At 64.5% G+C, this 22,462-nt stretch carries 17 protein-coding genes; 4 read left to right on the forward strand and 13 right to left on the reverse strand.

Annotation, left to right across the window (positions count from 1 at the left end):
• Window positions 1-61: 61 nt before the first annotated feature.
• Entirely contained in the window at window positions 62-901 is an 840-nt protein-coding gene (locus VDP79_RS10755) for an ATP-binding protein (protein ID WP_323018935.1), read from the forward strand.
• Between the two features lie 33 nt (window positions 902-934).
• Window positions 935-1,936: a Nudix family hydrolase gene (locus VDP79_RS10760; RefSeq protein WP_323018198.1), complete on the forward strand. Its 1,002-nt coding sequence runs from the start codon at window positions 935-937 to the stop codon at window positions 1,934-1,936.
• A 27-nt stretch (window positions 1,937-1,963) separates the two neighbouring features.
• On the opposite strand, the gene VDP79_RS10765 is transcribed toward VDP79_RS10760, so the two are convergent.
• The 7 genes from VDP79_RS10765 to VDP79_RS10795 all read right to left on the reverse strand — a co-directional run bounded on the left by VDP79_RS10765 (window position 1,964) and on the right by VDP79_RS10795 (window position 13,090).
• Window positions 1,964-3,397, reverse strand: coding sequence for an efflux transporter outer membrane subunit (locus VDP79_RS10765; protein WP_416233125.1), 1,434 nt, complete (start codon window positions 3,395-3,397; stop codon window positions 1,964-1,966).
• Between the two features lie 106 nt (window positions 3,398-3,503).
• Window positions 3,504-6,608 carry an efflux RND transporter permease subunit gene (locus tag VDP79_RS10770; protein ID WP_323018200.1) on the reverse strand — a complete coding sequence of 1,035 codons (3,105 nt, stop codon included), beginning with the start codon at window positions 6,606-6,608 and terminating at the stop codon, window positions 3,504-3,506.
• On the reverse strand, window positions 6,605-9,688 hold the full coding sequence (locus VDP79_RS10775; RefSeq protein ID WP_323018201.1) for a multidrug efflux RND transporter permease subunit: 3,084 nt from the start codon (window positions 9,686-9,688) through the stop codon (window positions 6,605-6,607). The genes VDP79_RS10770 and VDP79_RS10775 overlap by 4 nt, the downstream gene beginning before the upstream one ends.
• Complete coding sequence (locus tag VDP79_RS10780; RefSeq protein WP_323018202.1) at window positions 9,685-10,875, reverse strand: efflux RND transporter periplasmic adaptor subunit; 1,191 nt, start codon at window positions 10,873-10,875, stop codon at window positions 9,685-9,687. Before VDP79_RS10780 ends, VDP79_RS10775 begins: the two co-directional genes overlap by 4 nt.
• A gap of 18 nt (window positions 10,876-10,893) precedes the next feature.
• A complete protein-coding gene (zapD, locus tag VDP79_RS10785) occupies window positions 10,894-11,646 on the reverse strand; it encodes a cell division protein ZapD (protein ID WP_323018936.1) in 753 nt (250 codons plus the stop codon).
• Window positions 11,647-11,658: 12 nt separating this feature from the next.
• Window positions 11,659-12,291 carry a dephospho-CoA kinase gene (gene coaE, locus VDP79_RS10790; protein WP_323018203.1) on the reverse strand — a complete coding sequence of 211 codons (633 nt, stop codon included), beginning with the start codon at window positions 12,289-12,291 and terminating at the stop codon, window positions 11,659-11,661.
• A 37-nt stretch (window positions 12,292-12,328) separates the two neighbouring features.
• Window positions 12,329-13,090 carry a prepilin peptidase gene (locus tag VDP79_RS10795; protein WP_323018204.1) on the reverse strand — a complete coding sequence of 254 codons (762 nt, stop codon included), beginning with the start codon at window positions 13,088-13,090 and terminating at the stop codon, window positions 12,329-12,331.
• 84 nt (window positions 13,091-13,174) lie between these two features.
• Between VDP79_RS10795 and VDP79_RS10800 the strand changes: the two genes are divergently transcribed.
• Window positions 13,175-13,840: a hypothetical protein gene (locus VDP79_RS10800; protein WP_323018205.1), complete on the forward strand. Its 666-nt coding sequence runs from the start codon at window positions 13,175-13,177 to the stop codon at window positions 13,838-13,840.
• Here VDP79_RS10800 and VDP79_RS10805 read toward each other — a convergent pair.
• From VDP79_RS10805 to VDP79_RS10820, 4 genes are all read right to left on the reverse strand, one after another.
• Entirely contained in the window at window positions 13,802-14,152 is a 351-nt protein-coding gene (locus tag VDP79_RS10805; RefSeq protein WP_323018206.1) for a helix-turn-helix transcriptional regulator, read from the reverse strand. The two genes, VDP79_RS10800 and VDP79_RS10805, sit on opposite strands and share 39 nt — an antisense overlap.
• Before the next feature lie 118 nt (window positions 14,153-14,270).
• Window positions 14,271-15,125, reverse strand: coding sequence for a pantoate--beta-alanine ligase (panC, locus tag VDP79_RS10810; RefSeq protein WP_323018207.1), 855 nt, complete (start codon window positions 15,123-15,125; stop codon window positions 14,271-14,273).
• Window positions 15,126-15,146: 21 nt separating this feature from the next.
• Entirely contained in the window at window positions 15,147-16,016 is an 870-nt protein-coding gene (locus VDP79_RS10815; protein WP_323018208.1) for a ScpA family protein, read from the reverse strand.
• Window positions 16,017-16,025: 9 nt separating this feature from the next.
• The gene (locus VDP79_RS10820; RefSeq protein WP_323018209.1) at window positions 16,026-16,217 is read right to left on the reverse strand and encodes a DUF3460 family protein; all 192 of its coding nucleotides are present in this window, start codon (window positions 16,215-16,217) and stop codon (window positions 16,026-16,028) included.
• A gap of 71 nt (window positions 16,218-16,288) precedes the next feature.
• On the opposite strand from VDP79_RS10820, the gene VDP79_RS10825 reads away from it, so the two are divergent.
• Window positions 16,289-17,722 (forward strand): DHA2 family efflux MFS transporter permease subunit, encoded by a 1,434-nt coding sequence (locus tag VDP79_RS10825; protein WP_323018210.1) that lies wholly within the window; start codon window positions 16,289-16,291, stop codon window positions 17,720-17,722.
• Between the two features lie 33 nt (window positions 17,723-17,755).
• On the opposite strand, the gene VDP79_RS10830 is transcribed toward VDP79_RS10825, so the two are convergent.
• Both VDP79_RS10830 and metH read right to left on the reverse strand, forming a co-directional pair.
• Entirely contained in the window at window positions 17,756-18,541 is a 786-nt protein-coding gene (locus VDP79_RS10830) for a helix-turn-helix transcriptional regulator (protein ID WP_323018211.1), read from the reverse strand.
• A gap of 71 nt (window positions 18,542-18,612) precedes the next feature.
• Window positions 18,613-22,386: a methionine synthase gene (gene metH / locus VDP79_RS10835; protein WP_323018212.1), complete on the reverse strand. Its 3,774-nt coding sequence runs from the start codon at window positions 22,384-22,386 to the stop codon at window positions 18,613-18,615.
• Window positions 22,387-22,462 lie beyond the last annotated feature (76 nt).

Genomic DNA, 22,462 nt, shown 5'->3' on the forward strand with positions numbered 1-22,462 from the left:
ATTATACTTTCCGGATCATTATCAGGAGAACTCAGTGGCTGATCCCCAACTGCAGGCGCTCATGGACCGGGCCATGGGCGTGCTCGCCCAGATCGAAGCCTGGCTGCCGCCGGCCCCGCCCGCCATCGATTGGACCGCCCACGCCTACCGCTGGCAACGGCGCGGCGCACGCGGCTGGCTGGACGCCGTCCCCCGCATCGCCCCCATCCGCCTGGAAGATCTGCAGCACGTCGAACGGCAAAAAAACACCCTGGAACGCAACACGCTGGCCTTTCTGCAAGGCAAACCCGCCAATAACGTGCTGATGACCGGCGCGCGCGGCACAGGGAAAAGCTCTCTGGTCCGTGCCCTCCTGGGCGCCTACGCCGGTCAGGGCCTGCGGCTGATCGAAATCGACAAATCCGACCTGGGCGACCTGGGCCAGATCATCGAACTGATCGCAGACCGGCCGGAACGCTATATCGTCTTCTGCGACGATCTGTCTTTCGAGGAAGACGAGGCTGGCTACAAGGCGTTGAAATCCGCCCTGGACGGCTCGGTCGCCTCGCCCGGCGATAATCTGCTGATCTACGCCACCTCCAACCGGCGTCACCTGATGCCGGAATATATGCACGAAAACCTGGAGGCTCAGCATCAACCCGATGGGGAAATCCATCCCGGCGAAACCGTCGAGGAAAAAATTTCTCTGTCCGAACGCTTCGGACTGTGGCTGTCGTTCTACCCCTTTGCGCAGACCGACTACCTGGACATCGTCCACCACTGGCTGGCGTTCCACGGTTGTCCGGCAGACCAGATCCCGGCAGCCCGCGCCGAAGCCCTGCAATGGGCATTGGAACGCGGTTCGCGCTCGGGCCGGGTGGCGCGACAGTTCGCCCGCGACTGGGCGGCCCGCCACCTCTGATCCCCTCACAGAATATTGCGCCTTTGACTCGCCATGACTGATTCCAAACCCTATATTCGCGTGGCCGCCGGCCTGATTCTGGATGCCCGAGGCCGCCTGCTGCTGGGCCAGCGCCCTGACGGCAAGGCCTGGCCGGGCTGGTGGGAATTTCCCGGCGGCAAGATCGAAGCCGGCGAAACCGTCGAGCAGGCGCTGATCCGCGAACTGGATGAAGAACTGGGCATCCATGCTACCCGTGTCTATCCCTGGGTCGTGCATGTGCACGAATACCCCAAATCCATCGTCGAACTGGCTTTCTGCCAAGTGACGGCCTGGGACGGCGAACCGCATGGCCGCGAAAATCAAGCGCTGGACTGGGTGGACCCCTGGGACATCCGGCTGGACGAATCCGAACATCCGGTCGCGCCTGGCGGCGGGTCCCTGCTGCCGGCCGCCACGCCGCCGCTGCGCTGGCTGCGCCTGCCCACCCGCTACCGCATCAGCGGCATCGGCCATCCCGATCATCTGGCCGGCTGGCTGGCCCAGCTGCGCCAGGAATTGCTGGATGGCTTGCAACTGGTACAGTTCCGCGAACCGCACTGGGCCGGCGACGCCGGCAGCCTGCAGGCAGCCTTCGAAGCGACGCTGGCCTTGTGCCGGCAACAGGGCGCCCGATGCCTGATCAACAGCTGCCACCCGCACGCCTGGTGGTCACAGGCGGATGGCGTGCAATTGCGGGCAGCCGATGCAGCCCGCATCCTGCAACAGGACACCCGCCCGCCGGGGTGGCTGGGGGTCTCGGCGCATACAGAACAGGATATTGCCTGCGCTCAGCAACTGCAGGCCGATTTCGTGGTGCTGGGACATGTGCACCCTACGGACAGCCACCCCGGCATTCCTGGGCTAGGCTGGGACCGTTTCCGCACACTGGCCATGACGGCCGGGCGCCCCGTGTTCGCCATCGGCGGGCAATCTCTGGACACGCTGGAAGCCTCTCGCCGCAACGCAGCCCACGGGATCGCGGCCCTGAGCGGATCGCTCTTCGAAGCCGGCTGATCAGGCCACGCCCCCGCTGAGTCGGGCTCAGGGCTCTGCACCCACGCCAGGCGCCTGCCTGGCCGCTGCAGGCGCATCCCCCGCCGCCACAGGCTCGACATAGCCGCCGCCCAGCGCCGCCGCCAATTGGACGGTAGCGCTCAAACGCTGCAACTGCAGATCGAGTGCATTCTGTTCGGCGCTCAGTGCGCTGGTCTGTGCCTGCACCACGTTCAGGTAGTCCACCAGCCCTGCCTGGTACTGGTTCAGGACCTGTCGCAGAGTCTCACGGGCCGCCGCCAGGGCACGGTTCTGGGCAGCCTGTTCATGGACCAGCGCCTGCGACTGCACCAGGGCGTCCTCGACCTCGCGCAGCGCATCCAGCACGGTCTTGCGGTACTGCGCCGCCTGCGCATCATAGGCCGCCCGCGCAGCATCCAGGGCGGCGCTGCGCGCGCCCCCATCGAACAGGCTCAGCGCCAGACTGGGACCCAGCGTCCAGAACCGGGCCGGGGCCATGATCCACGAGGCGAATTCGCCGGCCCGGTAGCCGCCCTGGGCGTCCAGCGTCAGGTCTGGAAACCAGGCTGCCTGGGCAACGCCGATCTTGGCATTGGCCTGGGCCGCACGCCGTTCGGCCGCCGCCACATCCGGGCGCTGCTGCAGCAACGCCGAAGGCACCCCCACAGGGACCGGCGGCACGCCCGGCAAACCGGCCCCCGCCGGCATCTGAAAGCCTGCAGGAACCTGCCCCAGCAGGATGGACAGGGCATGCACCTGCTGTTCCCGCTGCCACCCCAGGCGAATGCGCTGCACCCGTGCCTGATCCAGCTGGGCCGAGGCGGCAGCCACGTCCGCCGACGACGCCACCCCTGCGGCATACCGATTGCGCGTCATCTGCAGCGCACGCTCATATTCATCCAAGGTACGGGCCAGCAGCTCGTCCTGGCGCTGGCTGGCCCGCACGCCGAAATACGTCTGCGCCAGCGTCGACTGCAGACTCAGGCGCATGGCGGCCAGGTCAGCGGCGCTGGCCTGTTCACCGGCGCGAGCCGCCTCGACCGTGCGACGCACCCGGCCCCACAGATCCACTTCCCAGCTGACGCTGCCCGACAGCGAATAATTGGTCGCCGGGTTATTGGCGCTGGAAATCCCCTGCCCGGCCCGGCTGGCGGATGCCGCCGCACTCAACGATGGCAACAACCCCGCCCGCGCGGACCCCAAAGCGGCTTGCGCCTGGCGATACTGGGCTTCGGCCTGCGCGATGTCCAGATTTCCGGCCGGCAGACGTGCCATCAGCCCATCCAGGCCGGCATCGCCGAACGTGACCCACCAGTCGGCAGCCAAATCCGAGCCACCCGGCTGGGCAGGACGCCACTGCCCTTGCGGGGCATGCGCATAGGCCGCGCCGACATCCTGGGCAGGCCGTTGATAGTCAGGGCCGACCGCGCATGCGCCCAGCGTCAGGCTGAGCGCCAACATCAGTCCCAGGCGGCCGGCGCGAACAGCGCAATCGCGACGGACCTGCCGGCAGGCCCCAGGCGGCGGGGCAGCCACCCTGCCAGTCGCAGAAACGTTCAAACAGAGGTCAAACATGCGGCACCATATTCCGAAGAGGATCGGCCAAACGGCGCGAACCCCGCAGGCGGTCCAGGCTCAGGTAGACCACCGGCGTCGTGTACAAGGTAAGGATCTGGCTGACCAACAGGCCGCCCAGTATCGTCAGACCCAAAGGCTGGCGCATTTCCACGCCCGCCCCGGTCGCCAGCAATAAGGGCAGCGCCCCCAGCATGGCCGACAGCGTCGTCATCAAAATGGGGCGCAGGCGCGCCAGGCACGCCCGATAGATCGCCTCGCGCGGGTCCAGGCCCTCGCGGCGCTGGGCCTGCAAGGCAAAATCCACCATCATGATGGCATTCTTTTTCACGATACCGATCAGCAAAAACACGCCGATCAGGGCGATCAGGGTGAATTCCATATTGACCAGCCGCAACGCCAGCAAGGCGCCGATCCCGGCGGACGGCAGCGTCGACAGGATGGTGATCGGATGCAGCAAGCTTTCATACAACATACCCAACACCAGATACATGGCCACCAGAGCCGCCGCCAGCATCCAGGGCTGCTGAGCCACGGCGTTGCGCATCAGGCCGGAACTCTGGTCCAGGCCGGCCTGCAGCTCCTGGGTCGGCAGACCCGTGCGCGCCACGGCCTGATCGATGGCGCTCAAGGCCTGATCCAACGATATCCCGGGCGCCAGTCCAAAGGAAATGGAATCGGCCGCCAGCAGGCCGTCATGATTGACGGCGCGAGGCGCCGTGCCTTCCACGATCCGGGTAAAAGCCGTCAAGGGGACCCGCTCCCCCTGGGCATTGAGCACCTGCAAGGCCTGCAGGGAATGCGTGTCCTGGGCATACTGAGGCTGCACCCCCATCACCACATGATATTGGTTCAAGGCGCCATACAGCACGGCGACCTGGCGCTGGCTGAACGCGTTGTTCAGCACGCCGGCCAGATCCGACATCTTCACCCCCAGACGTTGCGCCGCATCCCGGTCCACCTGCAATTCCAGGCGTCGTCCTTTGTCCTCGACATCGTCATCGACATCGACCAGTTCCGGCAAGCCGGCCAGCACAGTGCGCACCTGCAGCAACCATTGATTCAACAAGGCCAGATCGCTGCCCATCAGCTGATAGGAATAGGAGCCCGAACGGGAAGAATGCCCCACAAAAATATCCTGCTGGGGCACCAGAAACATCCGCGCCCCCGGCGTATGTTCAAACCGCGGTCGCAAACGATTGACCAGTTGGGCGGCGCTGACATCGCGCTGATCCAGAGGCTTGAGCTGGATCTGAATGAAACTGGAATTACTGCCGCCACGCCCGCCGGCGGTGGCCGTGACCGTATCCACCGCCGGGTCCGACAGCAGCACCTTGCGAAACGCATCCAGGCGCTGCTGGGTTTCCTCGAATGACGTCCCGGTATCCACACGGAAGAACCCCATCAACTGCCCCGTATCCTGTTGGGGGAAAAACCCTTTGGGCACGCTGATATACAGATAGACATTCAAGCCGATCGTCGCCAGCAACAGCAGCAGGACCAGGCGGGAATGATCCAGCGCCCAGCGCAGAGACGTCGAATACGCCTGCAGGCAGGATGCGCCCACCCGCTGCGACCACCGCGCCAGCAGGTTGCGGCGCACCGGCTGGTCCACCGGCGTCACGCGCAGCAGACGCGCAGCCATCACCGGCGTCAGGGTGATGGAAATCAGCAGCGACACGCCGATGGCCGCCGACAGGGTCACGGCGAATTCCTCGAACAACCGCCCTACCAGGCCGCCCACCAGCCACAAGGGGATGAAAACGGCGATCAGCGACACACTCATGGCCAGGACGGTGAAACCGACCTCGGCGCCCCCGCGCAAGGCGGCGCGGGCCGGCCGCATGCCGCGTTCGATATGGCGCATGATGTTTTCCAGCACCACGATGGCATCGTCCACCACGAAACCGGTCGCCACGATCAGCGCCATCAGGGAAATGCTGTTCAAACTGAAGCCGAACCACCACATCAGACTGAAGGTGCTGATCAGCGAAGCCGGCACGGCGATCGCCGGGATCAGGGCGGCGCGCCAATTGCCCAAAAAGGCAAACACCACTGCCACCACCAGGATGACCGACAGCACCAGCGTCAATTCGGCCTCGGACAGCGAGGCCCGGATACTGGGGGTGCGGTCCTGAGCGATGGTCAAGCGTACCTGTTCCGGCAACAACGCTTGAAAAGCCGGCAGCAGTTCCCGCACCGCATCGACCGTATCGATGATGTTGGCGTCGCTCTGACGACGGATGATCAACAGCACCGCAGGCCGGTCATTGAAATAGCCGACCTGATTGGTATCTTCGACCGAGTCCTGCACCTGCGCCACATCGGCCAGACGCACCGGACGGCCATCTTTCCAGGCGACGATCAGCGGCGCGTAATCAGCGGCCTTGCGCAGCTGGGCATTGGCGCGGATCTGCCACTGCTGCTCGCCTAAGCGCACCAGCCCGCCGGGCCGCAGGGAATTGACGTCCTGCAGCACCTGGCGCACCCGATCCAGCGGCACTCCCATGGATTCCAGGGCGCGCGGGTCCAGCAGCACGCGCACGGCAGGCAGAGAACTGCCGCCCACCGTCACCTGTCCCACGCCGCCGACCTGGGACAGTTTCTGCGCCAGCACGGTGGATGCCAGATCGTAGAGTTCCCCCTGCGTCGCCGTATCCGAGGTCAGCGCCAGCGTCATGATGGGCGAGGACGAAGAATTCACCTTGCGGTAGACGGGATTGCCGCGCATCCCCGAAGGCAGCAGGGGCCGTGCCGCGTTGATCGCAGCCTGCACATCGCGGGCCGCGCTGTTGATGTCTCGATCCAGCTCGAACATCAGGGAAATCGTGGTCTGCCCTTCGCTGTTGCGCGAACTCATGCTGTCCACCCCGGCGATCGCGCCCAGGGATTGCTCCAGCGGCATGGCCACGCTGGAAGCCATGGTCTCGGGACTGGCGCCCGGCAGGGACGCGGACACCGAAATCATGGGGAAGTCCACCTGCGGCAAAGGCGCCACCGGCAGGAACCGCAAGGCCAAGGCGCCCGCCAACACCATGGCCAGGCACAGCAGAGACGTGCCCACCGGCCGGCGCAGGAACAGGGCAAAGAACCTCATGACCGCCGTGCAGCCGCCCGCCGATGGGCCAGGCGCTCAAACATCAGGTAGATGACAGGCGTGGTGAACAGGGTCAACAGCTGGCTGCACAACAGGCCGCCTACCATCGCCAGGCCCAGAGGCTGACGCAGTTCCGCCCCTGACCCGCTGGCGAACATCAGGGGGATGGCGCTGAAAAAGGCCGCCAGCGTCGTCATCAGAATGGGGCGAAACCGCAATAGCGCGGCCTCGTGGATGGCCGCCTGCGGCCCCAACCCGCGCTCACGCTGGGCATCCAGGGCGAAATCGATCATCAGAATGGCATTTTTCTTGACGATGCCGATCAGCAAAATGATGCCGATCACGCCGATCATGTCCAGCTCGATGCCGCCGATCCACAGCGCCAGCAAGGCGCCGATGGCCGCAGACGGCAGCGTGGACAGGATCGTCACCGGGTGGATCAGGCTTTCATACAGCACGCCCAGCACGATATACATGGTGACGACCGCCGCCAGCAGCAGCCACAGCGTGCTGGACAAGGACGCCTGAAACGCCTGCGCAGCGCCCTGGAACTGCACATCGACGGAATCCGGCACGCCCAGCGATGCCCGCGCAGACTCGATCGCCTGGACGGCATCCGACAGCGCAGTGTGCGGCGCCAGGTTGAAGGAGACCGTGGCGGCTGGGAATTGCCCCAGCCGCTGCACCGCCAGACGCGTTGCGCCCGGCACGAACCGGGCGACCGTTGCCAGCGGCGTCACGCCGCCGCCCGCCGTGGGTACGTGAATCTGCGCCAGCGCCTGCGGGCCGCCGGCGATAAAGGCATCATCGGCTTCCAGCACCACGCGGTACTGGGCGGACTGGGTGTAGATCGTGGAAATCAGGCGCTGGCCAAAGGCGTCGTACAGGGCATCATCGATGGATGCCTGCGTCACCCCCAGCCGGGCGGCGGCATCCCGATCCACCTGCACCGCCAGCGCCAGACCCCGATCCTGCAGATCGCCCGTCACGTCGCGCAGCTGCGGCAGATCCTGCATGGCCTGAATCAACTGCGGCGCCCACTGCGCCAGGGCGGCATCGTCGGGGCTGGACAGGGTCATCTGGAACTGCGCCCGGCTGACCTGGTCTTCGACCGAGAGTTCCTGCACCGGCTGCAGCCAGACCTGCAAGCCGGCGCTGTGATGCAGCGACTGATTCAATCGATCAATGACCGCATCCGCGCGATCACCGCGATCCGTCAGGGGCTTCAAGGTGATCTGCAAGCGCCCGGTATTCAGGGTCGTATTGTCGCCATCGATGCCGATGAAGGATGTCACCGACGCGACAGCCGGGTCCTGCAGCACCCGTGCGACGGCATCCTGCTGCAGGCGCGACATGACGGCAAACGATGCCGTCTGCGGCCCCTGCGTAATGGCCTGGATCGCGCCGGTATCCTGCTGCGGGAAAAAGCCCTTGGGGATACCGGCGTACAGACCGGCCGTGACGGCCAGCGTCCCCACGGCAAACCACAGCGTCGCCCGCTGATGGATCAGCACCCACTGCAGGCCCCGGTCATACCAGGCGATCAGATCGTCCAGCATGCGGCCGGACCATTGCAAAAAGCGGCCATGCTGCTCTTCGGATTCCGGGCGCAGCATGCGGGCGCACATCATGGGCGTCAGCGTCAGCGAAATCAGCAGAGACAGCAAAATCGCCACGGCCAGCGTCACCGCGAATTCCCGGAACAGGCGCCCGACCACATCGGCCATGAACAGCAGAGGAATCAGCACCGCGATCAATGAAACCGTCAAGGACACCAGGGTGAAGCCGATTTGCCGCGCCCCGCGCAGCGCAGCCGTCAGGGCGTCTTCGCCTTCCTCGATGTGACGGGCGATATTCTCGATCATGACGATGGCGTCATCCACCACAAACCCCGTGGCGATGGTAAGCGCCATCAGCGTCAGATTGTTGATGCTGAACCCCATCAGCATCATCAGACCGAAGGTGCCGACCAGCGATAGCGGTACGACCACGCCGGGAATCAGGGTGGCGCGCCACGTGCGCAGGAATACGAATGTCACGGCCACCACCAAGGCGATGGCCAGCAGCATTTCGATCTGCACGTGCTCGACCGAATCCCGGATCGTATGCGTACGGTCGGATGCCACCTGCAGGTCGACACCGGTCGGCAGGGTCTGGCGCAGGCCTGGCAGCAGGGACTGGATTTCGTCGACAACCTGGATGACATTGGCGCCAGGCTGGCGCTGGATATTCAGCAAGATCGCCGGCGTGCGGTCGAACCAGGCGGCCTGATACAGGTTTTCCGCCGCCCGGCGCACCTGCGCCACATCGCCCAGGCGCAGGGGCGCACCCTTTTCATAGGCAAGGATCAGGCGTTCGTATTCAGCCGGGTCCTTCAGCTGATCATTCACGCTGATGGTCAGCGAACGCTGCGGCCCGTCCAGATTGCCCTTGGGCTGATTGACATTGGCCTGGGTCACCGCCTTGCGCACATCGGCCAGCGTCAGATTGTGCGCCGCCAGCGCCTGGGGGTCGACCTGAATGCGCACGGCAGGCCGCTGACCGCCTGCCACGCTGACCAGCCCCACGCCGCCGATCTGGGACAGTTTCTGCACCACCCGCACTTCGATCAGATCGCGCACCTGATCCAGCGGCAAGGTGGGCGAGGTCACCGCCAGCGTCATCACCGGCGCATCCGCCGGATTGACCTTGCGATAAATGGGCGGGGAAGGCATGTCGGACGGCAACAGATTCGAGGCCGCATTGATCGCTGCCTGGACTTCCTGCTCGGCCACGTCCAGCGACAGGCCCAGGTCAAACCGCAACGTAATGCGCGAGGACCCGCCGGAACTGGTGGACAGCATCTGCGACAGGCCGGGCATCTGTCCGAACTGGCGTTCCAGCGGCGAGGTCACGAGCGCCGTCATGACATCCGGCCCGGCCCCTGGATAGAGCGTCGTGACCTGGATGGTGGGGAAATCCACCTGCGGCAGAGCCGAGACCGGCAATTCCCGGTAGCCCATCAACCCGGCCAGCGCCAGGGCGACCATCGCCAGCATCGTGGCGACAGGCCGCAGAATGAATGGGCGCGACAGGTTCACGAAGCCGGTTCCTGAGCGGCGGCGTCAGCGGGCTGTGCCACGACTTCGATCAGGCTGCCCTCGCGCAGCCGGTCTGTGCCTTCCACCACGACGCTGTCGCCCAGCTGCAAGCCGGATTCGATGACCACCTGATTACCGTCATCCACTCCGGTCACCACCGACACGACATGGGCTTTGCGTTCGGCATCCACGCGATAGACGTATTCACCCGCCGAGCCGCGCTGCACGGCTCGCAGCGGCAGCACCAGCCCCGATTCCAGTCCCAGGCGCAGACGCACCTGGGCAAACTGGTTGGGGAACAGGGATTCATCGGCATTGTCAAAACGCGCCTTGAGCTGCACCGTACCGGTCGCCACATCGATCTGGTTGTCCACGGCGATCAGCTTGCCTGTCGCCAGCACGGGTCCGCCTGCCTGTCCCAGCAACTGCGTCTGCAGCCCGGCATCCGCGCGGCGAGCCGCCAGCAGCGCCGGCAGGCGCGTCTGCGGAATCGCAAATACTACGTCGATCGGCCGGTTCTGGGTCAACACCACCAGCCCTTCCGTATCCGAGGCATGCACCATATTGCCGACGTCCACCTTGCGCAGACCCAGGCGCCCCGCCATGGGCGCCGTGATCCGGGTGTAGCTCAGCTGCAATTGGGCGTTATCCACCGCCGCTTGATCGATCCTCGCCTGTCCCTGAAGTTCCCGTACCTGGGCGCGAGCGGTGTCCAACTGCTGGCGGGCGACCGAGTCCTGCTTGAACAACTGCTCGTAGCGCGCCAGATCCCGCCGCGCATTATCCAGTTGGGCGGCATGCTGCACCTGCTGGCCCTGCGCCTGCTGCAGCTGGATCTGAAAAGGACGCGGGTCGATGACGGCCAGCAAATCTCCCGAGGCAACCGACTGGCCATCCGTGAAATGCAGGGATTCCAGCGGCCCGTCCACCCTTGAACGGATCGTGACGGTGGCAGGCGCGCTGACCGTACCCAAGGCCCGCAACGTGCGATCAATCCTGCCGGTTTCCACCGCGATGACGGAAACCGGCGTGGCTTGGCCCGGTCCGCCGCGAAACCCCCGCCCCGCCGGCTGGTCCGCACCCTGCGGCCAGAATAACCAGAGCACCAAGGCGATGCCTGCGCACAGCGCTGCCCAGACCCATAACCGGCGGCGCCCGCCCACGGGCTGCGTCTTGGAATTGATCATGATGAAAAAAACCTGGATTTAAAGATTGCAGCGGGCGAGACGGAAGGCGATGTCGTGACTGACCGGCTGCGGCTTGAGGACGTTGTCCTGAGCGGAAAACCGGACCCAGATGACGTATTTGTTGGCGCTGATTTCGGGAAACACCGACAGTTGCGGATCCACCCAGACCCGCAGCATCTGGAAGGTCTTGCCGCCCAGCATTTCCTGATAGGCGCCCTGACTGGCCATCTGATCCCGGGCATCGCCCGCATCCCGCAACAGCTGCAGAATCAAGGCCATGGCCCGATGCAAAGGCATCAGGGGTTCGATCCAGTCCTGCAGATCACGCACACGCACATCGGGGGCCTTGATCTGCCAGGCGTAGTAGGACGGCAGATCGATGGATGAAGACCCGCCCGGCATGGTGATCCGCCCGCGCAGACTGGCCAGCCATTCGTTTTCACGCAGGCACTGGCCGATGCGGCCTTGGCCCGCCAGCGCGGCTGACACCACCTGGATTTCATCCAGCAGATTATCCAGCGTCGTGCGATCGACCCCGGGATGCTCCCGCAAGGCGGACAAGGCCGAACGATGGCGATCGAGATCCTGCAGCACTGCGGTGCGGACATCCGCCCGTTCGCACACATCAAGCAGATCGAAGAGCGCAGCCATGGCGATCTGATGGTGATGCGCGTCTTCGCCGTGAGTGAAGAAAAACAGGCGGTCGAAGAGATACTCTACCCGGAGCAGAGTGCGTACACGTTCATTGCAGGGGTACTCGTACAGAATCACACGCAACAGACCCTAATCATGAATGGCCGGCCCACGCGGTGACCGGGAAGCCAGATCGCACCAAGACTGATGACAGCATCGGGACCGCTCGCGCAGCGTATCCAGATCAGTGGCGCCATCGTTCATGATGATATCGTCGGCAGCAGCCAGGCGATCCTCCCGGGAAGCCTGAGCGGACATAATACGCTCAATGGCCTCTGGCGTCAGCCCGCTGCGGCTCTGCACCCGGCGAATCTGCGTGGCCGGATCGCAATCCACGACACAGATGCGATCCACCCGATCCCGCCAACGTCCGGATTCCACCAGCAGCGGCACCACATACACCCGGTACGCCCCGTGAACTTGCGCCGCCTGGGCCCGCACGGCCTGGTCGATCAGCGGATGCAGGATGGCTTCCAGTTGCCGCCTGGCTGCCGCATCGCTGAAGACCCGCTCACGCATCCAGCTGCGATCCAGGCAGCCATCCGCAGTGATCGCCGCCGGGCCGAAGGCCTGGCGCAAAGGCCCGATCGCCTGCCCATCGGCAGCTGTGAGCGCATGAGCAATCTGATCGGTATCGATCACGGCCGCCCCCCACTGGGCCAGCCAGTCGGCCACCTGGGATTTACCGGATCCGATGCCGCCGGTCAGGCCGATGGAAAACATGCGCCAATCCTGCCAGAACTGAAAACATGACTTTACCTCAGCCGTCCCAGACCGCCCACAAGGGCCGGGTGAAATGCATCACCACCCGATCCAGCCCGTCCAGCAAGCGCGTTGCGCCAGCCGGCCACACCAGCCATGGCCCAGCCGCCAGGGCCAGATAGGGACCAAAGGGATAAGCTTGCCGTCGTGACCGGCGACAGGCCCAGGCCAGCAGGCCCAGCAAGCTGGCCATCCACAAGATCGTCAGCGCTGCGGCAGCACCAAACCAGCCGGCCAGCATGGCCAGACATTTGACATCCCCGCCGCCAAAGCCATCCCGTCCGCGCCAGCGGCGGTACAGCCCAGCGCCCGCCGCCAAGCCGGCCCAGAGCGACAGAGACGCCCCTGCCGCTGTCCAGAGATCCAGCGGCCCGAAGCACCAGCCCGCCCCCATCAAAGGCAGCGTCAAGGCATCCGGCAGCAGGCCGCTGCGCTGGTCCAGGCAGGCCAGCGCCATCAGGCCCAGCCCCAGCAACAACACCCCCAGGCCACCCCCGCCCTGCAGGCGCCATACGCAAGCCCCCAGCGCTGCGGCAGCCAGGCCGCCGGCGCCATCCCGCAGCCACCGAACAGGCTGTCGGCGAGCACGGCGAGCCGCCTGCCACAGCGTTTTGGCCGTGACAGGCGCGCCCGCGCGCAAGCTGCCGTCATATGCCTGCGCCCAACGCGCCAAACCCATGCCCCACCATGCACACAAGCCGATCATGGCCGCCGCCGACCACAGCCATAGCGACCCGGCAGCGCTTGCCCCGGCCATCATGGCTGCGCCACACTGCCCAAGCGGGCTGCAAATGCGTAGAATGGCGTTTTCGCCCATCTGACCGATACCGTCATGCCGCGCCCCATGTTTCTTTCCCCGATCCGCCTGCTCAGCCTCAGCCTGCTGGTGTTGCTGGGCGCCTGCGCCCAGCAACGCGCTCCTGGCTATTACGACACCCCGCGCGACAGCACGGTATCCGACGCGTTGCATCGCGCCCAGGGGGATTCCGCCACTCAGGCGCCTTCCCAGCTACAGCTGGGCTTCGGCAGCCAGGAACAAAAACCCAAGCCCACAGGCAGCCAAGCCGTCCCCCCGGCAGGATCCGATGCCGCCGCCGCACCGGCAGCAGGTACTGCTCGGCAGAACCTGCCCCAGACGCTGGCCGACACCCGCACCTACCTGGGCACCATCGCCTGCATGGACGGCGGGCAATGCCCGTCCAGCCGCATGACCCTGACGCTGGCGCCTGACGGCCAATGGCGCGCCCGCAATACGCCGGTGGACGGCAGCAGCCCTGCCCGCACCACGCTGGGCTGCTGGTTCCTGACGGGCGTCGATCCGGTGCGCATCGTCCTGCAAAGCGGCGATCAGGCCCGCGCCAGCCTGGAATTCAGCGCATCCAATGTGCTGCGGGTCGTGCGTGTGAATGGCCAGCCCCCCTTGCTGGAATCCCGCCTGACGCGTCAGGCGGATCTGGACCCGATCGCTGAACTATCGTCCCAGCCGGCCCAGCACTGCGACGCATCCTGACCGCTGCACCGGCGCCCGCTGCCGTATCTGATGATGCGGCAGCCAGCCCGACCCATGGTCATCCGACAAGGGCAATTTCCATCGCACATAATGCTGCGTCAGTTCGACGGCATTGCGCACGCCGACCTTCATGAAAATCCGGGCCCGATGCGCCTCGATGGTGCGCTGAGACACCCCGAGTTCCGCGGCAATATATTTATTGGAACGCCCCCGCGTGATGTAAGCCGCCACCTCGCGTTCCCGCAAGGTCAGGCGCTGGACAGCCTGAGCACTGGGTGAAGCATCCCCCAGATGCATGCCCATGATCGACATGACAATCCCCCTTGTTACTTGCTTTTTGGTGCAGGGATTCTGTCACAGCCCCCGATCACGGGCAGCTGTCAGGCCTGACAGACAGCAAAACAGCCATCTGCACGACTCAAACAGGGCGCTACTGTCCGGCCTGGAATTCCAGATTGTCGATCAGGCGCGTACTGCCCAGGCGGGCCGCCGTCAGCACGACCAGCGGTTCACCCTGGCGGATTTCAGCCGTCGTCGGCGCCAGCAGATCGCGCTGCCGGCGCACAGAGACATAGTCCGGGTCCCAGCCCCGATCACGCAGCGTTTGCATGGCCTGGGACTCGACAGCGGCGTGATCGTCACGGCCGCCTGAAATCATCTCGCGCACCTGCTGCAGCAGGCTATACAGCTGCGGGGCTTCGGCGCGTTCGTCCGCCGACAGGAAGCGGTTGCGCGACGACAAGGCCAGACCATCGGGATCACGCACGGTTTCATGGGCGAGAATTTCCACCGGCAGCTGAAACTGCCGGCACATGGCCCGCACCACCATCAGTTGCTGATAATCCTTTTTGCCGAAGACCGCCACGCGCGGCTGCACACAGGAAAAGAGCTTCAGCACCACGGTGCTGACGCCCATGAAGAAATCCGGGCGGAATTCGCCTTCCAGGATCTTGCCCAGAGAGTCTCCGGGCTGGATGCGAAAGTTCTGCGGTTCCGGGTACAGCTCGCGCTCGTCCGGCGCGAACAGCACATAGACGTCACGCTCGCGTTCCAGCTTCTCGATGTCTTCGGCCAGCGTGCGCGGATAACGGTCGAAATCCTCGTTGGGGCCGAACTGCAGGCGATTGACGAAAATGCTGGCCACCACCGGGTCGCCATGCTGGCGGGCCAGGCGCATCAGCGACAGGTGGGCATCGTGCAGATTGCCCATCGTGGGCACAAAGGCGACGCGCAACTGGCCTCGCAACTGGTCACGCAGATCTTCGATATTGTGGACGACTTTCAAAACGGACTCCGACGCGGGCCATCAGGCCGAACGGGTATAAGACAATCTGACGTACAGGGGCGCATAGGGCGCCGCCTGGGTGATTTCAAGCAGGGATTCGCGTGTCAGTTCCAGCAGGGCCAGGAAATGCACGACGATGATGGCTGCCGGCTCGCCCATGCGGATGCGTTCCATGAACAGCTCGGTGAATTCCATGAAACGCACGTCCGACAGGCGGCGCAGGATATGGCTCATGTGATCGCGCACGGACAGCTGTTCGCGCGTAATGCGGTGGCTGGCATTCAGACGCGCGCGCTGCAAAATCGCATTCCAGGCATCCCGCAGGTCAATCGGACTGATCTCGGGCAACAGGGCCTCGACAGCCAGATCGGCCTGCGCATGGGGCAACTGGAAATCGCGGCCGACGCGCGGCAGCGCGTCCAGGCGTTGCGCCGCCAGTTTCATGCGTTCATATTCCAGCAGACGGCGCACCAGCTCGGCACGCGGGTCTTCGACTTCTTCCCCGGTATCCGACTGGCGCACGGGCAACAGCATGCGTGATTTGATTTCAATCAGCAGGGCCGCCATCAGCAGGTATTCGCCGGCCAATTCCAGATTGGTGCGCCGGACCTGCTCGACATAGCTGAGATATTGAGCGGTGACTTCCGCCATCGGAATGTCGAGCACATTGAAATTCTGCTTGCGGATCAGATACAGCAGCAGATCCAGCGGGCCTTCGAAGGCTTCCAGGAAGACTTCCAGGGCATCGGGAGGAATATACAGATCCTGGGGGATCGCAAACAGCGGTTCGCCGTACAGCCGCGCCAACGCCACGTGGTCGACCACGTCGGGCGTGCTGTCCACAGCCGGCGCCATCAAGGCATCCAGCCCGGTGGCGGGCTCGGGCGGCATGACGGCCGATCAGGCCTTTTGGTAATAGACGTAGGGGTCCTGCGAGACCCGGGCGGTGCGGAAGCCGTCTTGCTGTTCCGCATCCAGGTCCTTGTCCCAGAGCCGGAAGCGGCCTGCCCGCTGACGCGAGTCCGTGTCAGGGTGATCCGTCTTGTACTGGGTGATGAATTGTGTCAGTTCGGAAGTGAAGTTGTTTGCCATAATAGTGCCATTGCCAATCGTCATGACTGATGCGCCCCAAGTGTACTGCACTCGAGCGCCCCCGAGTGCCTATGCCCGACCCCAGCAGCCCCCCATTGCCCGCCGCCCCGCCTCGCACCCGGGAACAACGGATGATTCCCTTCATCGTGGGCTGCGCCCTGTTCATGCAGATGCTGGATTCCACCGTCGTGGCCACGGCCCTGCCTGCCATGGCGCGGGATTTCAGCACCACCGCCGTCCACATGAACATCACCATCACCGGCTACCTGCTGGCCACGGCGGTGTTCGTCCCCATCAGCGGCTGGGCGGCCGACCGCTTCGGGGCGCAGCGCGTCTTTCTGGCGGCCATCCTGCTGTTCAGCCTCAGTTCGGCGGCCTGCGCGGCGTCACAGTCCCTGACGCAGCTGGTGCTGTCGCGCGTCGCACAGGGTGCGGCTGGCGCCATGATGGTGCCGGTCGGGCGCATCATCCTGCTGCGGCGCATCCCCAAATCCGAACTGGTCCAGGCCATGGCGTTTCTGACCCTGCCCGCCTTGCTGGGGCCGGTCATCGGGCCGCCCGTCGGCGGTTTCCTGGTGACGTATGCCTCCTGGCACTGGATTTTCCTGATCAACATCCCGGTCGGCATGCTGGGCATTGCGCTGGTGCGGCGCTACATCGCCCGCGACACCCCCGATAGCCGGCCCAGGCTGGATACCATCGGATTCCTGCTCAGCGGCATCGCCATGGCGGCGCTGATGACCTGCCTGGAAGCCATCGGCCACGGCGGCTTCAGCACCCGCGCCATCATCGGCCTGATCGGCCTGGGACTGGTATGCGGCGTGCTGTACGTCCGTCACGCACGCCACGTCACCTATCCCATCATCGACCTCAGTCTGCTGCGCACCCAGACCTTTGCAGTTTCAGTGCTGGGCGGCAATCTATGCCGCTTCGGCAGCGGCGCATCGCCTTTCCTGCTGGCGATTCTGTTGCAGGTGGGCTTTGGCCTGTCGGCCTTTTCCGCCGGACTGATCACCTTTACCTCGGCGGCAGGGGCCTTGCTGATGAAACTGGTCGCTACCCCGATCGTGCAGCGCTTCGGCTTTCGCCGCGTGCTGATGTGGAATGCCTTGATCGCTGCCAGCTTTACAGCGGCCTGCGCCTTGTTCCAGGCCACCACGCCAGTCTGGCTGATGGTGATGGTGCTGCTGATCGGGGGGTTCTTCCGCTCGCTGCAGTTCACCGCCGTCAACGCGCTGACCTACGCCGACATGGATTCCGCGCAAATGAGCCGGGCCAGCAGTTTTGCCGCCATGGCCCAGCAACTGGGCATCAGCCTGGGCGTGGCCTGCGCCGCCACGACCTTGAACCTGAGCATCAGCCTGCGCGGCGGCATCGAGGCCGACCGTATCGACGTGATGTGGGGGTTTGCCATCACCGCGCTCTGTGTCGCCGCGTCCGCCTTGTCCTTCCGCCGTCTGTCGACCCATTCCGGCAATCAACTGCGCCATCGCCAAAACGCCTGAGGCCACGCCGCAAACAAGCCAGACACAGCCCCTTCAGTCGCCCTCCAGCAGGATGACCAGCTTGCAGTCAGGACGGATCGCCAGGCGAAAGGTGAACTGCCGGAACCGCAGCCGCCCGCGCGCCGGATGCTGGAATTCCCGCACACCGCCCTCCCGGTCGACCACCGTCTGACGCGTCCAGCAGCGGGCAAACAGGGGGCTGCCCGCCTGCAATTCAGTCACCAGCGTCTGGATGGCCGGTTCGCCGGCCAGGGCAGCCACATCCGCGCGAAATTCCGCCACCACGCGGCTGGCACGCTCTTCCCAGTCCACCACCAGGGTGCGCGCCGCCGGTTCCATGAAGATGTAGTGCAGCAGATTCGCCTGCTCCTGCCCCGGCCAGCCATCGAACAGGCGCTGCAGGGCCGGATTCCAGGCCAGCACATTCCAGGCCTGATCCAGGATATAGGCCGGCCCCTGGATGCTGTCGACGCAATCGCTCAAACCGTCCGGCAGCGCCGCGGCATCCAGCCGTCCCGCCTGAGGATCGGCGCACTCGGCCAGATTGAACAGATAATGCCGCTCGGCGCGCGCCAGGCGCAAGGCTTCGGCCAACCGGCGCCAGACATCCACCGACACGGACACCTCGCGGCCCTGTTCGATCCAGGTGTACCAGGTCGTGCTGATCCCGCATAGCTGAGCGACTTCCTCGCGGCGCAGGCCGGGGGTACGCCGCCGCAGGCCCGGCGGCAAGCCATGATCGCCGGGACTGACCCGGGCGCGGGCGCTGCGCAGGAACGCCCCCAGGGACTGGCGGCGGGCGGCATCGTCACGCGGCATGCTTGCCCCCTGCACGTCGGGCCGCTGCAAGCAAAGTCACGCCCTGCTCCGCCACGGGAGTCCAGCCCTCGTCAGCGCAAAACGCTGGCCAATGTGCGGCGCACATCTTCTTCATCACGGCCCGTGCGGTTCATGTAATCGCTCACCTGATCGGCGCCGATGCTGCCGACGTTGAAATACTTGGACTGCGGATGGCTGATATAAAAACCGCACACGCTGGAGGCCGGCATCATGGCGAAACCTTCGGTCAGCTGCATGTCGATCTCGCCGCATTCCAGCAGGTCGAACATCAGGCGCTTGACGACGTGTTCGGGACAGGCGGGGTAGCCTGGCGCCGGGCGGATGCCCTGGTATTTTTCGCCGATGATGTCCTCGTTGGGCAGGTCCTCGTTGGGCACATAGCCCCACAGATCGCGGCGCACCCGGGCATGCAGGGTTTCGGCAAAGCCTTCGGCCAGGCGGTCCGCCAGGGCCTTCAGCATGATGACGGAATAATCGTCGCCGGCTTCCTGGAATTGTTTTTCGTATTTTTCGATGCCGATGCCCCCGGTCACGGCAAACATGCCGATGTAATCGGTGACGCCGGAATCCTTGGGCGCAATGAAATCGGCCAGGCACTTGTTGTCCACGCCGGCGCGTTTTTCCGTCTGCTGGCGCACGCCGCGCCAGGTCAGCAGGACTTCGCTGCGGGTTTCATCACGATAGATTTCGATGTCGTCGTCATTGATGCTGTTGGCGGGATAAAAGGCCACGATGCCGTTGGCCGTCAGCCAGCGACCTTCGACGATGCGCTTCATCATGGCCTGGCCTTCTTCGTACAACTGGCTGGCCTGCTCGCCCACCACTTTGTCCGTCAAAATGGCCGGGAACTGCGCCATCAGCCCCCAGGACTGAAAAAACGGCGTCCAGTCCAGGAATTTCAGAATTTCATGCAGATCGTAGTGCTTGAAGACCCGCCGACCGATGAATTTAGGACGCGGCGGCGTGTAATTGGCCCAATCGATGGCAGGCTTGGCTGCGCGCGCCTGCTCGATGGTCAGCATGGGCGTGGCTTTGCGGTTGGCGTGGCGCTCGCGCACCAGTTCATATTCGTCGGCCACGTCCTTCAGGTAGGTCTTGACCTGATCGGACATCAGGCTGGTGGCCACCCCCACGGAACGGCTGGCATCGGGCACATAGATGACCGGACCTTCGTAGTTGGGAGCGATCTTTACCGCCGTATGCACCCGGCTGGTCGTCGCGCCGCCCACCAGCAACGGGACGTTGCGTTCGCGGAAGTACGGGTCGCGCTGCATTTCCGATGCAACATAGGCCATTTCTTCCAGGCTGGGAGTGATCAGGCCCGACAGACCGACCATGTCGGCGCCGACTTCCTTGGCCATGTCCAGGATCTTGGCGCACGGCACCATGACCCCCATATTGATGACTTCGAAGTTATTGCACTGCAGCACCACGGTGACGATGTTCTTGCCGATGTCGTGCACATCGCCCTTGACCGTGGCGATGACCAGCTTGCCCTTGGACCGTACGTCGCCGCCGGCCTCTTCCAGCAGGCGTTTTTCTTCCTCGATGAAAGGCAGCAGATGCGCCACGGCCTGCTTCATCACACGGGCGGATTTGACCACCTGCGGCAGGAACATCTTGCCCGCGCCGAACAGATCGCCGACCACGTTCATGCCGTCCATCAGCGGCCCTTCGATGACCTCGATGGTGCGTCCGCCCGCCGCGTCGATTTCCAGGCGGACTTCCTCGGTATCCTCGACGATGAAGGTCGTGATGCCGTGCACCAGCGAATGGGTCAGGCGCTCGCGTACCGTGCCCTGGCGCCAGACCAGATCTTCTTCCTTCTTGGCGCCCGACCCCCGAATGGTTTCCGCCAGCTCTACCAGACGCTCGGTCGACGTGCGTTCGTCGGCCGGATCGGTCTTGCCGACCGGGTCCTGGCGATCCAGCACCACGTCTTCGACCAGGTCGCGCACCTGCTTGTCCAGCTCGGAATACACCCCCAACTGGCCCGCATTGACGATCCCCATGGTCAGGCCGCACTGCACCGCGTAATACAGGAAGACAGCGTGAATGGCCTCGCGCATGGCCTCGTTGCCGCGGAAGGAAAAGCTGACGTTGGAAATGCCGCCCGACACGCGGGCATGCGGCAGGTTTTCCGTGATCCAGCGGGTGCCGTCGATGAAATCCATCGCGTAGTGATTGTGTTCGTCCAGCCCCGTGGCGATAGCGAACACATTGGGATCAAAGATGATGTCTTCGGGGGGGAAGCCCACCTGATTGACCAGGATGTCATACGCCTTGGCGCAGATATCGATGCGCCGCTGCAGGCTGTCGGCCTGGCCCTCGGTATCGAAAGCCATGACGACGATGGCGGCGCCATATTTGCGGCACAGCTTGGCATGCTCGATAAATGGTTCGACGCCTTCTTTCATGGAAATCGAATTCACCACGCACTTGCCCTGCACGCAGCGCAGACCGGCTTCGATCACCGGCCATTTGGAACTGTCGATCATCACCGGCACGCGCGAAATATCCGGCTCGGACGCCAGCAGGTTCAAGAAGCGCGGCATGAGCGTCAAGGCATCGAGCATGCCCTCGTCCATATTGATGTCGATGATCTGCGCCCCGTTTTCCACCTGCTGGCGGGCCACCGACAGCGCCTCGTCGAATTTTTCCTCGCGAATCAGACGCAGGAACAGTTTGCTGCCCGTCACGTTGGTGCGTTCGCCCACGTTGATGAACAGTGTGTCGCGGTCGAAATTCAGGGGCTCCAGGCCCGACAGGCGCGTCTTGACCGGGATGACCGGCGGCTGACGCATCGGCAGATCGCGCACCTTGCGGGCGATCTCGCGGATATGGTCGGGCGTGGTGCCGCAACAGCCGCCGACCACGTTGACCAGCCCTGCCTGGGCGAATTCTTCCAGCAGGCCGGACGTGTCCGACGGCGTTTCGTCAAAGCCGGTTTCCGCCATGGGGTTGGGCAGACCGGCATTGGGGTATACGCAGACGTAGGTATCGCAGATCTTTGACAGTTCGGCGACATAGGGGCGCATCAGGGCCGCCCCCAGGGCGCAATTCAGGCCGATGGTCACGGGCCGCGCATGACGCACGGAATTCCAGAAGGCCTCGACCGTCTGGCCCGACAGGATGCGGCCGGACGCATCCGTCACGGTACCGGACACCATCACCGGCAGACGGACATTGCGTTCTTCAAAGACCGACTCAATGGCGAAAATGGCCGCCTTGGCATTCAAGGTATCGAAAATGGTTTCGACCAGCAGGATATCCACCCCGCCGTCGATCAGGCCGTTGATCTGTTCCGTATAGGCCACGCGCAATTCTTCGAACGTGACATTGCGCGCGCCCGGGTCATTGACGTCCGGCGACAAGGACGCGGTCTTGGGCTGCGGCCCCAGTGCTCCCGCGACGAAGCGCGGGTGATCCGGCGTGGACACGGCATCACAGGCCTCGCGGGCCAGCCGCGCAGCCGCCACGTTCAGGTCATAGGAGATGTCCCGCAGATCATAGTCGCCCTGCGCCACCCGGGTCGCCCCGAAGGTATTGGTTTCCACCACATCCGCGCCGGCCTCCAGGTAGGCCTGGTGGATCTCCCGGATCACGTCGGGTCGCGTCAGGGACAGCAGATCGTTATTACCCTTGACGTCGCGATCATGATCGGCAAAACGATCCCCCCGGAAATCGGCCTCTGTCAGCTTGTAGCGCTGGATCATGGTGCCCATGGCCCCATCCAGCACCACGATGCGCTTGCCCAGCAAGCGCACGAAATCGGCGCCACGGGTATAGGATTCGATGGGATAGGGCAGAACGGGATAGGACACGGCGGGATCCAGGGATGATGGGAATAACTGTTTATTGTATCGTCGCCCCTGCCGGATACCGCGGATTCCCGACGGC

The organism is Castellaniella sp. (genome assembly GCF_034675905.1).
Lineage (GTDB): Bacteria > Pseudomonadota > Gammaproteobacteria > Burkholderiales > Burkholderiaceae_B > Castellaniella.